General features: G+C 71.4%; 12 protein-coding genes and 1 pseudogene. 4 read left to right on the forward strand and 9 right to left on the reverse strand.

Annotated elements, in window-relative coordinates:
• Window positions 1–179 precede the first annotated feature (179 nt).
• Complete coding sequence (locus B9G38_RS11070) at window positions 180–479, forward strand: hypothetical protein (protein WP_049931157.1); 300 nt, start codon at window positions 180–182, stop codon at window positions 477–479.
• 10 nt (window positions 480–489) lie between these two features.
• Here B9G38_RS11070 and rocF read toward each other — a convergent pair whose 3' ends face one another.
• Window positions 490–1,398, reverse strand: a complete 909-nt coding sequence (rocF, locus tag B9G38_RS11075; protein ID WP_086220412.1) for an arginase — start codon at window positions 1,396–1,398, stop codon at window positions 490–492.
• A 146-nt stretch (window positions 1,399–1,544) separates the two neighbouring features.
• On the opposite strand from rocF, the gene B9G38_RS11080 reads away from it, so the two are divergent.
• Complete coding sequence (locus tag B9G38_RS11080; RefSeq protein ID WP_086220413.1) at window positions 1,545–1,763, forward strand: hypothetical protein; 219 nt, start codon at window positions 1,545–1,547, stop codon at window positions 1,761–1,763.
• A gap of 107 nt (window positions 1,764–1,870) precedes the next feature.
• Window positions 1,871–2,404, forward strand: a complete 534-nt coding sequence (locus tag B9G38_RS11085; RefSeq protein ID WP_049931162.1) for an Rrf2 family transcriptional regulator — start codon at window positions 1,871–1,873, stop codon at window positions 2,402–2,404.
• A 125-nt stretch (window positions 2,405–2,529) separates the two neighbouring features.
• Here B9G38_RS11085 and B9G38_RS11090 read toward each other — a convergent pair whose 3' ends face one another.
• The 7 genes from B9G38_RS11090 to ligA form a co-directional block, all read right to left on the reverse strand.
• Window positions 2,530–3,711, reverse strand: coding sequence for an NAD(P)/FAD-dependent oxidoreductase (locus B9G38_RS11090; protein WP_049931168.1), 1,182 nt, complete (start codon window positions 3,709–3,711; stop codon window positions 2,530–2,532).
• A gap of 83 nt (window positions 3,712–3,794) precedes the next feature.
• On the reverse strand, window positions 3,795–4,613 hold the full coding sequence (locus B9G38_RS11095; protein WP_049931170.1) for a nucleoside phosphorylase: 819 nt from the start codon (window positions 4,611–4,613) through the stop codon (window positions 3,795–3,797).
• A 161-nt stretch (window positions 4,614–4,774) separates the two neighbouring features.
• Window positions 4,775–5,179, reverse strand: coding sequence for a cytidine deaminase (gene cdd, locus B9G38_RS11100; RefSeq protein ID WP_049931171.1), 405 nt, complete (start codon window positions 5,177–5,179; stop codon window positions 4,775–4,777).
• Between the two features lie 88 nt (window positions 5,180–5,267).
• The gene (locus B9G38_RS11105; RefSeq protein ID WP_086220414.1) at window positions 5,268–6,875 is read right to left on the reverse strand and encodes a hypothetical protein; all 1,608 of its coding nucleotides are present in this window, start codon (window positions 6,873–6,875) and stop codon (window positions 5,268–5,270) included.
• Between the two features lie 109 nt (window positions 6,876–6,984).
• Complete coding sequence (locus B9G38_RS11110) at window positions 6,985–7,719, reverse strand: MBL fold metallo-hydrolase (protein WP_086220415.1); 735 nt, start codon at window positions 7,717–7,719, stop codon at window positions 6,985–6,987.
• A gap of 35 nt (window positions 7,720–7,754) precedes the next feature.
• A complete protein-coding gene (locus B9G38_RS11115; RefSeq protein ID WP_086220416.1) occupies window positions 7,755–8,642 on the reverse strand; it encodes a hypothetical protein in 888 nt (295 codons plus the stop codon).
• Window positions 8,643–8,690: 48 nt separating this feature from the next.
• Window positions 8,691–10,595 (reverse strand): ATP-dependent DNA ligase LigA, encoded by a 1,905-nt coding sequence (gene ligA, locus B9G38_RS11120; protein ID WP_086220417.1) that lies wholly within the window; start codon window positions 10,593–10,595, stop codon window positions 8,691–8,693.
• Window positions 10,596–10,693: 98 nt separating this feature from the next.
• Between ligA and B9G38_RS11125 the strand changes: the two genes are divergently transcribed.
• Window positions 10,694–11,278: a GNAT family N-acetyltransferase gene (locus B9G38_RS11125; protein ID WP_049931183.1), complete on the forward strand. Its 585-nt coding sequence runs from the start codon at window positions 10,694–10,696 to the stop codon at window positions 11,276–11,278.
• Between the two features lie 310 nt (window positions 11,279–11,588).
• On the opposite strand, the pseudogene B9G38_RS11130 reads toward B9G38_RS11125, so the two are convergent.
• A pseudogene (locus B9G38_RS11130) lies at window positions 11,589–11,775 on the reverse strand (IS701 family transposase); the annotation flags it as partial.

Here is an 11,775-nt window from a genome sequence, read left to right on the forward strand (position 1 = left end):
CGCGCGTTCTCGATCGGGTCACGGTCGCACGGTCGTCGCGCCCGCGCAAATGGGTATCGTTCGACGACGACGGTGCCGCGACCGCGGGGGTGAACCCGCGGTGCCGACCCCCGTCGACCCCCCGGCGCGCCCGCGCCGAGTTGGGAAACCGTTAATCCCCCTCGGGCGAGAGTCCGGGTATGGCCCCTCGCTGGACGTGCGGCATCGGCGACTGCGACGCCGCCTTCGACGACGTGGAGGCGGCGATCGTCCACCAGACGAACGACCACCAGCGCCACGAGTGTAAGGTGTGCGGCACGATCGTCCCCGACGGCTACTTCGCGATCCGGCACGCGTTCGACGAGCACACCCGCGCCGAGTTCGTCCGCGCGTACGACGCCGACTCGGCCGCGGTGCGCCGCCGCGAGGAGATCAAAGGCGAGGTCGAGTCCGAGGCGGACCTCCAGCAGGTCGTCGAACAGCTCGACCGAGGCGTCTGACCCCGGCCTCTCAGTACAAGACGCGCTTCCCGAACGCGCTCGCCGCCAGCTCAGTCGCGAGCTCAGCCGTCTCGTTGTGCTGGTCCAAGGTCGGGTTCACCTCGACGATCTCCATCGACCGGAGCGCGTCAGTCTCGTCGACGATCTCCATCGCGCTGTGCGCCTCGCGGTAGGTGACGCCGCCGCGGACGGGCGTCCCGACGCCGGGCGCAGCGTTGGGGTCGAGCCAGTCCAGATCGAGGCTGACGTGGATCCCGTCGACGCCCGCGGACGCGACCTCGAGCGCCTCCTCCGTGACCGCCGTGATCCCCCGCTCGTCGATGTCCGACATCGTGTACGCCGCGAAGCCGCGGTCGCAGATCAGCTCCGCCTCCGCCCCGTCGACCGAGCGGAGCCCGACCAAGGCGACGTTCTCCGGCGAGAGCCCCGGCGCGTTCGCCCACTCGGTGTCCGCGAACTCACCGATCCCGAGGGCCGCCGCCAGGGGCATCCCGTGGACGTTGCCAGAGGGCGTCGTCGCGGGCGTGTTGAGGTCCGCGTGCGCGTCGAACCACACGGCGCCGACGTCCGCGTCGCGCGCGGACCCGGAGAGGCTCCCGATGGCGATGGAGTGGTCGCCGCCGAGCGCCAGCGGCACCTCGCCGTCGGCGAGCGTCGCGGCGACCTCGTCGCCGAGCCGCCGACAGACCGCTTCCGTCTCGCGGATGAACTTCGCTTCCCCCTCGCTCGGCGCGTCCGCGTCCGGGTCGCGCTCCTCGGCCCGGGGGACGTGGAGGTCGCCCGCGTCGACGGTCTCGACGCCGGCGCCGGCGAGCTGGTCGGCGAGCCCGCCGTACCGGATCGCCGACGGTCCCATGTCGACTCCGCGTCGGTTCGCCCCGTAGTCTGTCGGCGCGCCGATGATCCTGACCGTGGTCATACCGGCTACGCGACGCCGCGGCGCTTGAATGGTGGGGATCGGCGGCCGGGTCGAGCCGACGGGGCGGGATCCGCCCGACCGCGGTCCGAGCGAATCCGACCGACCGGATCGGACAGCGTTTTGCGCCCGGGCCGCCACGGACGCCCATGAGCAGTCCCGATCCCCGCTCGGTCGACCCCGGCGACATCGAGCCGATCGGCGCGACCATCGCGGTCGCGTTCACCGGCGCGGCGATCGGGCTCGTCGGCGCCGCGGTCTCGTTCGTCGCCGTCGACTTCGGCGTCGCGCTGATCGGCGTCGGTGTCGTCGTCGCGCTGTCGAGCCCGCTCGCGTACGTGCGGATGAAGCGGCTACGCGGCGGGTGAGCCGAACCGGCCCGAACCGACGGTCTCCGGCCGCCGAGACGATTCCACACGATCGTTTATAAATGGGTTCCACCGCATTTAAGCGGGGGCGCGGTGTATTCCGCACCATGTCATCGATCGAGCTCACTTCGAGCCAGAAAAGCATCCTCTCGGCCCTCATCAACCTGTACGGGGAACGAGAGGACGCCGTGAAAGGCGAGGCGATCGCCGAGGAAGTCGACCGCAACCCCGGGACGATCCGGAACCAGATGCAGAGCCTCAAGGCCCTCCAGTTGGTCGAGGGGGTACCCGGCCCGAAGGGCGGCTACAAACCCACCTCGAACGCGTACGAGGCGCTCGATATCCAGCGCATGGACGAGCCCGCGAACGTCCCGATCTACCACGAGAGCGAGGAGGTCGAGGGGGTCAACGTCGACGGGATCGACCTCTCCAGCGTCCACCACCCCGAGCTGTGCCGCGCCGAGATCCACGTTCAGGGTTCGGTCCGCGACTTCCACGAGGGCGACAGCGTCGCCGTGGGGCCGACGCCGCTCTCCAAGCTCGTCATCGACGGGACGGTCGACGGGAAAGACGACACCGCGAACATTCTCATCTTGCGGATCGACGATATGCGAGCCCCCGACGAGCCGGCCGAACACTGACTGCGAGAGCCGCTGTTTCGTTGCGCCGTGGAGGTCGTTCGACGGAGAACAGCGTTTGAGTCGTGGCCGACCCGAGCCGAGGATCGAAAGCCGAGAGTCGCGTCGCTACCGCGCGTCGGCCGATCTCACATGTCGCCGAACGCGCTGACGCCGCGGCTCGCGGAGGAGACCTTGGCGATCCAGCGCGTGGCGATGCCCTTCTTCAGCAGCTTCGCGGGCGTGCCGCCGAACGTCTTGATCGGCATCCCCATCACGTCGTGAGCGACCGCCTCCTCACCGACCGAGATGACCGTCCCCTTGTCCTCGTGGGTCCACGAGCGGAGCGGCGCGCCGCGGGCGGCGCGGGCGAGGTTCGCGCCCGCGACCTCCGCGGCCTGCCAGGCGGCCTGCGCGGTCGGCGGGGCCACGTCGTCGTCGCCCTGCTCGACGAGGGCGGTGTCGCCGATGGCGAACACGCGGTCGTCGCTGGTGCTGAAGTCGGAGCCGGCGTGGACGCGGTTCGAGCGGTCGTCCTTCTCGACCTCGACGTTGCCCAGTTCGGGCTGGCCCGTGATGCCGCCGGTCCAGATCAGCACGTCGTAGCCGAGCTCTTCCGGCTCCTCGTCCTCGCCGCCACCGAGGTAGACAGCCCCCTCGTCGGCTTCCGAGATGAAGTCGCCGGTGAGGATCTCGATGTCGGCGTCCTCCAGCCGCTGGCGGAGCGCCCCCTGGATCTGCGGGTCGTTGCCGGGGAACACCTCGTCGAGCCCCTCGACCAGTTTGATCTCAAGCGGGGCGCGGTGCTTGTCGCGGTACTCGGCGATCTCACCGGCCGTCTGGATGCCAGAGAGGCCGGCGCCGCCGACGACGACCTGCGCCGGGTCCGAGCGGGTCGCGTCGGCGGCCGCCTCGCGGACGTCCTCGTGGATCGCCTTCGCGTCGTCGAGCCCCTTCAGCTGGTGGGCGTTCTCCTTCAGCCCCTCGATGCCGAAGAAGGCGGTCGTGGAGCCGACCGCGAGGAGGAGGTAGTCGTAGTCGACGGTCGTGCCGTCGTCGGTCTCGACGGCGCGCTCGTCGGTGTCGACGTCGACGACCCGGCCCTGGACGAAGTCGGACTCGGGGGACTTGATCTCGTCGACGGGGATCGTGATCTTGTCTTCGACCGCGGGGTTCCGGATCGCGCGGTGGGCCTCGTGGAGAACGAGGTGGTAGTCGTGTTCCGAGATCCACGTGAGCTCGGCCTCGCCCTCGCCGACCTCGTCTTCGAACGCCTTCACCGCCCCTGCGCCGGCGTACCCGGAGCCGACGACCACGACCTGTGTACTCATGCCTGCCGCTCCGCGGTCCGTGGGTAAAGTCGCTTTGGAACGCCCGCGCTCGGCAGCGAGCAGCGTGACGGCCGGAGCGCCCGCTACAGCGAGAGGCCGGCGTGCCAGCGGTCCGCGCCCGCCTCGCGTTTCACCTCGTCCATCCGCGTGAGGAGCTTCACCGCGAGGCTCGCGGTCTCGGCCGCGCGCGACTCGCCCTCGGTCCGGAACTCGCCGGTCACGCGGTTGGCGTACACCGAGCAGACCGCGCCGGCGCGGAGCCCGTACACGTTCGCGACCGTGAGGATGGCCGACGCCTCCATCTCGATGTTCTTCACGTTCGCGTCCTGAAGCTCCGCGACGAGCTCGTCGGAGCCGGCGGCCTCGAACCCCTCGAACCCGGGTCGCCCCTGTCCGGCGTAGAAGGAGTCGGCGCTCATCGTGACGCCCGTGTGGTAGTCGTGACCGAGCCGCTCGGCGGCCGCGACCAGGGCGGAGACCACCTCGCCGTCGGCGCTCGCCGGGTAGTCCTCGCGCACGTACTCGTCGCTCGTCCCCTCCTGCCGGACGCCGCCGGTGGTGATGACGAGGTCGCCGACGTCCATCTCCGGCTGGATCGCGCCGCAGGAGCCGACGCGGATGAACGTGTCGACGCCGACGCGCGCGAGCTCCTCGACGGCGATGGCGGCCGAGGGGGAGCCGATCCCGGTTGAGGTGACCGAGATCGGGGCGCCGTCGTAGCTGCCGGTCGCGGTGCGGTACTCGCGGTGGCGCGCGACCTCCTCGTGGTCGCCCCACAGCGCGGTGATCTTGTCGACGCGCTCGGGGTTACCGGGGAGGAGGACCGCGTCCGCGACGTCGTCGGGCGCGGCCTCGACGTGGTATCCGGCCTCGTCGTTGGGGTCCTCGCTGTCGTCGGTCATGTCTCCGCCCTTCGGCGAGCCGTTTAAAAGTAGTTCCGTCTCGGCCGGACGGGTCTCCCGCCGATCTAGTCCTCTCTCGCGTCGGTCCTCCCTCGCGTCAGTCCTCTCTCGCGTCGGTCCTCCCTCGCGTCAGTCCTCTCTCGCGTCGGTCCTCCCTCGCGTCAGTCCTCTCTCGCGTCGTCGAGCGTGCCCTCGTTGATCGTGTTCGGGAGCAGTTCCCCGAGCGTGTACTCCGTGACCGCGTCGTCGCCCTCGTCGCAGGCGACGACGAGGTCGTCGGCCGCGAACTCCGCGAGCGTCTGCCGGCACATCCCGCAGGGGGTGACCCCGTCGCGGACGCCCGACGAGACCGCGATCCGGTCGAACTCGCGGTGCCCGTTCTTCACCGCCTCCGCGAGCGCAACCTCCTCGGCGTGGAGGCTGTTGGAGTAGTTCGCGTTCTCGATGTTACAGCCGGTGTAGACGGTGCCGTCGGCGGTCCGGAGCGCGGCGCCGACGCGGTACTCGGAGTAGGGGACGTGGGCGGCGTCGAGGGCTTCGCGCGCCGCGGCGATCAGCTCGTCCATACGGCCGCGTGACGCGGCGGACCGATAACTGTACTGTGTCGCGGTCGCGCCGTCCGGCTCCCGCGTCGCCGGGCGACCACGGGGGCGGTCACTCCCCGTCCGTCCACGCCGAGAAGCCGCCGTCGATGAGGGCGTCGGCCTGCTGGCGGATGTACTCGCGCTGGGTGTCGACCACCGCGGTCGCGAAGTCGTCGCCGTCGTCGAGTCGGGCGCGGACGCGGTCCCGCTTCCAGCTCGCCGGAGTCATGCGGTTCGCGACGCGCCACCGCAGTGGCGCGATCCATTTCGCGGCCTCGTCGTCCGCGCAGCCGGCGGTCCGGAGCCCGGCCTCCGCGTGATCGAGGAGGTCCGCGTACATCGCGTCCGAGTCGGTCGTCCGGTGGCCGTCGCGGTCGATCCACTCCATGTCGGCGTCGAGCCCGTCGGCGACGGCAGCGTAGAAGTTGTCGCGCGCGGTCTCCCACTCGAGGCCGATGACGGGGTGTTCGTGCTGGGCGAGCGCCTGCATCAGCCCGGCGAAGGCCGCCTGAAACGCGATGGAGTCGCGGACCGTGGGCTGGCCGGGGATCGGCCGGAACTCGATCCGGGCGTTCGCGGCCGAGCGGCTCGCCCCCTCAAAGACGGGGCGAACCCAACGCCAGTAGCTGCCGTGTTTCGTCCGGAACGTCGCGAAGTCGTCGTCGAAGCGATCGCTGCCGCCCGGGTCCGGCATCGGGATGAGCGTCTCGTCGGCCGCGATGCGGTCGACCGCTGTCTCGACGTCGCGGAACTCCCGGGGGAACCGGACCTTGTCGGCGTCGGTCCGCGCGTTGAGGACGGACTCGAAGACGTGGACCCGGTTCTCCGTCGCCCCCTCGGCGAGGACACGCTCGCCGTCCCAGCCGTCGTCGTACAGCGCCGGCGGGAAGAACGGCGAGTTGACGCCGAGCGCCAGCAGGGGACCGGCGATCCGAAGCGCGTACCGGAAGTGCCGCGGCAGCGTCTCGGCGTGCGCCACCTGATAGTGGGGCTGGATCGACGTGATGAGGCTCTCGGGCATCACCGTCTCCGCCGCCAGCGACACGCCCGGCGCGTCGAGGGTGACGACCGGCTCTTCCTCGGCGTCGGTCGCGGCGCCCCCGTTCGCGTCGGTGGCGTTCAGGTCGTCTCGGCGCGAGTTCGCCATCGCGTGGTACCGGACCGCGTCGCTCATGTTGACCGCGACCACCACGCCGTCGACAGCGACGCTGTCGGTGAGGTATCCCTCCGCGGTCTCGCCCGCCGGCGGGATAGTCCAGAGGCCGTCGGAGACGAGGCGCATCCCCTCGACGCCCGCGGTGTTCTCTGCGGCCTCCAGTCGGGCGCGGACCTCGGCGAGCTGGGCGCGGAGCCCGTGGTCGGAGAGGGGCTGCGGGCTCGTGGACATCTCGGCGTTGTGGAGCCCCAGCTCCTTCTCGAAGCCCATCAGCTCCAAGAGGCGGCGCGGCACGCGCATCAGCGCGTACTCGCCGGCCCGGGACTCCTCGCTCCACCGGCCGTCGCCGACCGCGTAGAACTCGTACTCGAAGCCGACGATCGACTGGTGGTTGTCGAAGGAGCCGTCGCGTAGCTCCTGTTTGACGGTCTCGGCCTCCTCGGCCGCGCGCTCGGCGAACGCCTCGGCGTCGACCGAAAGCGCCTCCCGGACCCCGTCGGCCAGCGCGGACTCGGTGGTCATGCGACCGGGGAAGGACGCGGCGGAGTAAAAAGGCCACCGGCCGAGAGGTTCGCGCCGTCCGGTTCGGCAATCAGTCCGTCAGATTCGGGTCTCCGTCCGCCCGGTCCGACTACTGGTTCGCCGAGCGCGCGTCGAGCGCGACCGGTATCGACCGGCTCGCCACGTCCCCGGCGAACGCCTCGCCGTCGGCTTCCAGCAGGTCGAACGTGTCGTAGTGGATCGGGACGACGAGGTCGGGGTCCATCGCCTCGGCCAGGTCCGCCGCCTCGCGGGGGTCCGAGACGATGCCGCCCCCGCCGATGTTCGCGAGGAAGACGGAGACATCGAGCTCGGCGAACCCGTCGAGCGCGTCCGAGTCGCCGGGCCAGAAGACGGTGCGCCCGCCGAGCGACAGGAGGAAGCCGCAGCCGAACCCGGGCGGGTGCGCGACCGAGCCGTCGGCGTCCGCGTTCGGCCCTTCCGGGTCGTTGTGTGCCGGGACGGGCCAGACCCGTACCTTGCCGGCGGGCGTCTCGACGTCGACGCGGTCTTCCTCGCCGACGCGGACGACCTCGTACTCTTCCGCGAGCGCGTCGATCGGCTCCACGTCGCGGTCGATGCCGGCGGGGTCGACCCCGTCGTAGATCACGAGCGTCGCGTCCTCGCTCGCGACAGACCGGATCCCGTCGCTGTCGTAGTGGTGGTCGTGGGTGACGACGACGAGGTCGCCGTCGCGCGCCCAGTAGTCGTCGAGGACGCCGTACCGGCCGGGGTCGGTGTAGGCCACCGGCCCCCCGTCCGTCTCCAGCCGCGCCGTCGCGTAGCCGAGCCACTCCACCGAGAACTCCTCGTAGCGGACCGTCATGTTACCGTCTGCGGGCGCGCTCGTCTTGAGGGTGGCTATCGGTCGCGATCGCGCTCGGCGTCGAGGGCCGTGTCGCCGATCGCCCCGTCGTCGACCGAGCCGTCGTCGACCGATTCGCCCTCACCGATCACGAGCAGGTCCCACGCCGCCGTGAGCGTCTCGTCGTCGATCGGCCGCCCCAGCGCGTGCTCGGGAACGAGCGGCATCGGAATCGGAACGTATCCGGCCTCGCGCAGCGCCGCGAACCCGCTGACCGTCTCGACGACCGTCCCGTCGCCTCCCCGCCGGACGCGGAACCGCTTGTCGTCCGGATCGCGGCGGTACGCGAACGGGAACGCCTCGTCCGGCGGGGTCTGGAGGCTATCGACGCCGGCGAGGACGGCGACCGCCTCGCCGTCGACCTCGCAGAGGAGCCGGGGGACGACGGGTCGCCCTTCGTCGTCGACCGCGGCGGCGTCGACGTCCGAGCGGGCCGTCACCGGGCCGAGGGGCGTGTCCGTCTCGCGCCAGCCGAACGTCGGATGGCCGAGGCCGTCGGCGCGGACGCAGGCGTAGCCGCCGCCCGAGACCGGGACCCGGTCCGGGCCGAGGTGGAAGGTTCGTCGACCGTCGGTCCGCTCGGCGAGCAGCGGCGGGTCGGCGAGGAGGTCGCGCACGGCCGCCGCGGTGTCGGCGTCGCGGGCGACGAACAGCGCGCGGCGGCCCCGGTCGAGCGCGTGGCCGAGCCGCGAGGCGATCACGATCGGCGTCGCGTCGTCCGCTGCGAGCGGCTCCACCGCCAACCGGTCGTCGCCGCGGGTCGCGACCGCCGGCGGCTCGGCGCCCGTCTCCGGGCGGTCGACCTCGAACCCCGCCGCCGCGAGTCGCTCGACGGCCGCGTCGGTGAGGTCTCGCCGCGTCGCGTCGCCGAGCGGGCCTGGCATGTGTTACCCTACGAACCGGACCGTCAAGGAGTTTCGCGTGTCGGAACGTCAGCCGTCGCCGGCGAGCCGACGGACGCGGGCGAGCGAGTCGGCGTCGTCGACCCCCTTGTCTTCGCGGACGCCGACGAAGCGGGGGAACCGGAGGGCGTAGCCGGCCGAGTACGTCGGCGAGGTCTGGATCTCCTCGTAGCCGACCTCGACCACCAGTTCGGGGTCGAACGCGACCGTCGTCCCCGTCTCGTCGACGACGCGCGGCTCCAGCCGCTCCGTGAGGTCCGCCAGCGCCTCGTCGGTGATCCCCGTGGCCACCTTGCCGACCGTGGCGTAGCCCGCCGGGGCGGGGGCGTCGGCGTCGCGGTCGTCGGCGTCGCGGTCGGTCGCGCCGCGGTTCCGCGCGTCGCTCGCTCCCTCGTCGCGGACGGCGAGCAGGAACGTGCCGAACAGCTCCGCTCGGCGCCCCTCGCCCCACTCTGCGCCGACGACGACCGCGTCGAGCGTCTCCACGTCCGGCTTGCGCTTCAGCCAGTCGCGCCCGCGGTCGCCGGGCGTGTACGCCGACTCGGGGTTCTTCAGCATGACGCCTTCGTGGCCCGCGTCGAGCGCGGCCCGCTCCTCGGCCGCGATCGAGTCCGTGTCCGCGGCGACGGTGAGATCCGCGGCTGCGTCCGGGAGGAACTCGTGGAGCCGCTCGTGGCGCGCGGTGAGGGGTTCGTCGAGTAAGTCGTCGCCGTCGGCGTGGAGGCAGTCGAACGCGTGGAGCCGCAGGGAGACCGCCTCGCGCATCCGGTCGATGTCGTGTTTTCGCCGGAACCGCCGCAGCACCTCCTGAAACGGGAGCGGGTCGCCGTCGTCGTCGACCGCGACGACCTCGCCGTCGAGGATGACGGGGGCGTCGACGCGGTCGGCGACGAACTCGACGATCTCGGGGAGCGCGTCCGTCACGTCGTCCATGTTCCGCGAGTAGAGCCGCGGACCGAGCGCGGTGCCCTCGCCGCCCGGCGCGTCGCCGTCCGGCACGCCGTCGTCCGCCTCGGCTCCGTGCGGCGCGTAGTGAACCTGAACGCGAGCCCCGTCGAACTTCGTCTCGACGGCGACCTCGCCGAACGCGTCGAGCGCGTCGGTCGCGGTGCCCGCCTGCGCGAGCATCGCCTGGACCGGGCGGCCGACGCGCAGCGACTCCTCGCGGAGCCCCGCGACTCCCTCGTCGCGGGCGCGGACCGCGACCCGCCCGTAGTCGTTCGTCACCTGAAGCGCGCGCTCGACGGCCGCGACCGCGTCGTCGGGCGCGGCGAGTTCGGGACCGTCGCCGTCGGCGGGGCCGTCATCGTCGTCGTCCCCGGACTCGTCGCCGTCGTGGGCCGTCTCGGAGGTCAGGAACGCCTCCGCGATCGCGTCCCGGACGGTTCCCTCGCCGACGCCGAGCCGCATCTCGCCGAGGACAAGGCGGGCGAGGAAAGCCGCCTCGCTCGGCGAACAGCGGGTGAACAGCCCGAACAGGGCGTCGCGTTTGCGCGACTCGCTGCCGTCGCCGCTCGCGGCCGCGAGGTTGCGGAGTTCCTCGTCGAGCGCGGCCACCGTGAGCGCGTCGCGACCGGAGCCGAACGCGGCGAGGCCCCGCTGGCCGCCGAAGTCGTACGCGGCCGCGACCGCGCCGATCTCGCCCCGCTCGGCGAGGCGGTCCTCGACGTCGGCGGCGTCGACGTTCGGGCCCGCGGCGCGGGCGATCGCCTCACGGCAGAGCGCGGGCCCGACGTCGAGCGTACGGGTGTCGTGGGCGGGGAAGACGCGACCGAGGAGGAACCGGACGACGACCGGGAGGTCGTCGGTCGACCCGTGGTTCGCGCCGCCGTCGCCGGCGTCCGCGAGCAGGTCGGCGACCGCGAGGGTCGTCTCGATGTCGCCGTCGTGCGCGGCCACCCGTTCCGCCCGCTCAGCCAGCGCGGCGAATTCCATACGCGTCGGGTCGGCGGCCGGCAGGCAAAAGCGACGCGATGACGGCGGACGATCGGGCCGGGGAACCGCTTTTCACCTCCGCCCTCGTACAGCCGTCTATGTACGTCCGCGACGCCAAAAACCGTGACGAGGCGTGGTTGTTGGACGCGATCGAGCAGCTGGGGCTCGACGACGTCGCCTTCCGGTCGCGGGACTACGTGATCGCGGTCGACGAGGAGTCGGGCGACCGGGCCGGGTTCGGTCGGCTCCGCCTCCACCGCGGCGACGAGGACGAGGAAAACCGGATCGAGCTCACCGGCATCGGCGTCCTCCCCGAGTGGCGCGACCGCGGCGTCGGGGCGCACGTCGTGGAGCGCCTCGTCGACACCGCGGCCGCGGACGGGTTCGAGACGGTGTACGTGCTCACCGACCAGCCGGAGTACCTGACGCAGTTCGGCTTCGAGCGCGTCGACACCGACGACCTCCCGCCGGCCCTCTCGGACCGCCTCACCGAGAAGCGCGAGTTCCTCGGCGGCGGGGTCGTCGGCCTCGAACTGACCGTCGACGCGTTCGAGATGGCGGACCGGTTCCGGCGGGCGTTCAAGGACGCCGAGCCGACGGGCGACGACGAGCCGGAGGAGTCGGCGGAGGACTTCGGGATCGACCCCGACTCGGCGACGTACAAGTACGACACCGGTCGCTGAGCCGCGAGACTGGTTTTTTGTGGCCGCTGTGGCGCGTGCCTCCGAGCGTCCGAAAGACGCGAGGAGCACGCGCGAGGGAGTCGGTGGTCCGGAGCGGAGCGGAGGACCGCCGACGAGGCTGGGGAGGTGTGAGGCGCGGTCGCTGTGCGGGGCGGGGCTCGCGGCTGGGGCTTCGGTGGTGGTCGTTTCGATCGATAATTCATAAATGGTATCGTCAGATAGCCGAGCGGCTGGGTGTTCGAGGTTGCTCAGCGTGGCGGCGTCAATTGCGTATAACTGGAGCCCGGATGAGGGTGATTTTACGTATAACTCAGCTTTGAACGTTAGTGTCGGCTGTTGAGTGAACGAAGAGGTGATCAATCTCTTCCATCAGGTCGTCGACGCTACGATCATCGTTGTCTCGAACCCACGAGAGAAGGTTGTAAACGGCTTCTTTCAGCGAGTGTTCGAGGTTCGCTCGAAGCGATGACGCTTTCGAGCGAACCGTCCCCAAGGCG

The sequence above is a fragment of the Halorubrum sp. SD612 genome (assembly GCF_002135005.1).

What these genes read in the sequence shown, in the direction of transcription:
- B9G38_RS11125 (WP_049931183.1), top strand. Translation starts at nt 10,694, where the DNA reads ATGTACGTCCGCGACGCCAAAAACCGTGACGAGGCGTGGTTGTTGGAC.
- cdd (WP_049931171.1), bottom strand. Translation starts at nt 5,179, where the DNA reads ATGGACGAGCTGATCGCCGCGGCGCGCGAAGCCCTCGACGCCGCCCAC.
- ligA (WP_086220417.1), bottom strand. Translation starts at nt 10,595, where the DNA reads ATGGAATTCGCCGCGCTGGCTGAGCGGGCGGAACGGGTGGCCGCGCAC.
- B9G38_RS11090 (WP_049931168.1), bottom strand. Translation starts at nt 3,711, where the DNA reads ATGAGTACACAGGTCGTGGTCGTCGGCTCCGGGTACGCCGGCGCAGGG.
- B9G38_RS11115 (WP_086220416.1), bottom strand. Translation starts at nt 8,642, where the DNA reads ATGCCAGGCCCGCTCGGCGACGCGACGCGGCGAGACCTCACCGACGCG.
- B9G38_RS11110 (WP_086220415.1), bottom strand. Translation starts at nt 7,719, where the DNA reads ATGACGGTCCGCTACGAGGAGTTCTCGGTGGAGTGGCTCGGCTACGCG.
- B9G38_RS11095 (WP_049931170.1), bottom strand. Translation starts at nt 4,613, where the DNA reads ATGACCGACGACAGCGAGGACCCCAACGACGAGGCCGGATACCACGTC.
- B9G38_RS11085 (WP_049931162.1), top strand. Translation starts at nt 1,871, where the DNA reads ATGTCATCGATCGAGCTCACTTCGAGCCAGAAAAGCATCCTCTCGGCC.
- B9G38_RS11070 (WP_049931157.1), top strand. Translation starts at nt 180, where the DNA reads ATGGCCCCTCGCTGGACGTGCGGCATCGGCGACTGCGACGCCGCCTTC.
- B9G38_RS11105 (WP_086220414.1), bottom strand. Translation starts at nt 6,875, where the DNA reads ATGACCACCGAGTCCGCGCTGGCCGACGGGGTCCGGGAGGCGCTTTCG.
- rocF (WP_086220412.1), bottom strand. Translation starts at nt 1,398, where the DNA reads ATGACCACGGTCAGGATCATCGGCGCGCCGACAGACTACGGGGCGAAC.
- B9G38_RS11080 (WP_086220413.1), top strand. Translation starts at nt 1,545, where the DNA reads ATGAGCAGTCCCGATCCCCGCTCGGTCGACCCCGGCGACATCGAGCCG.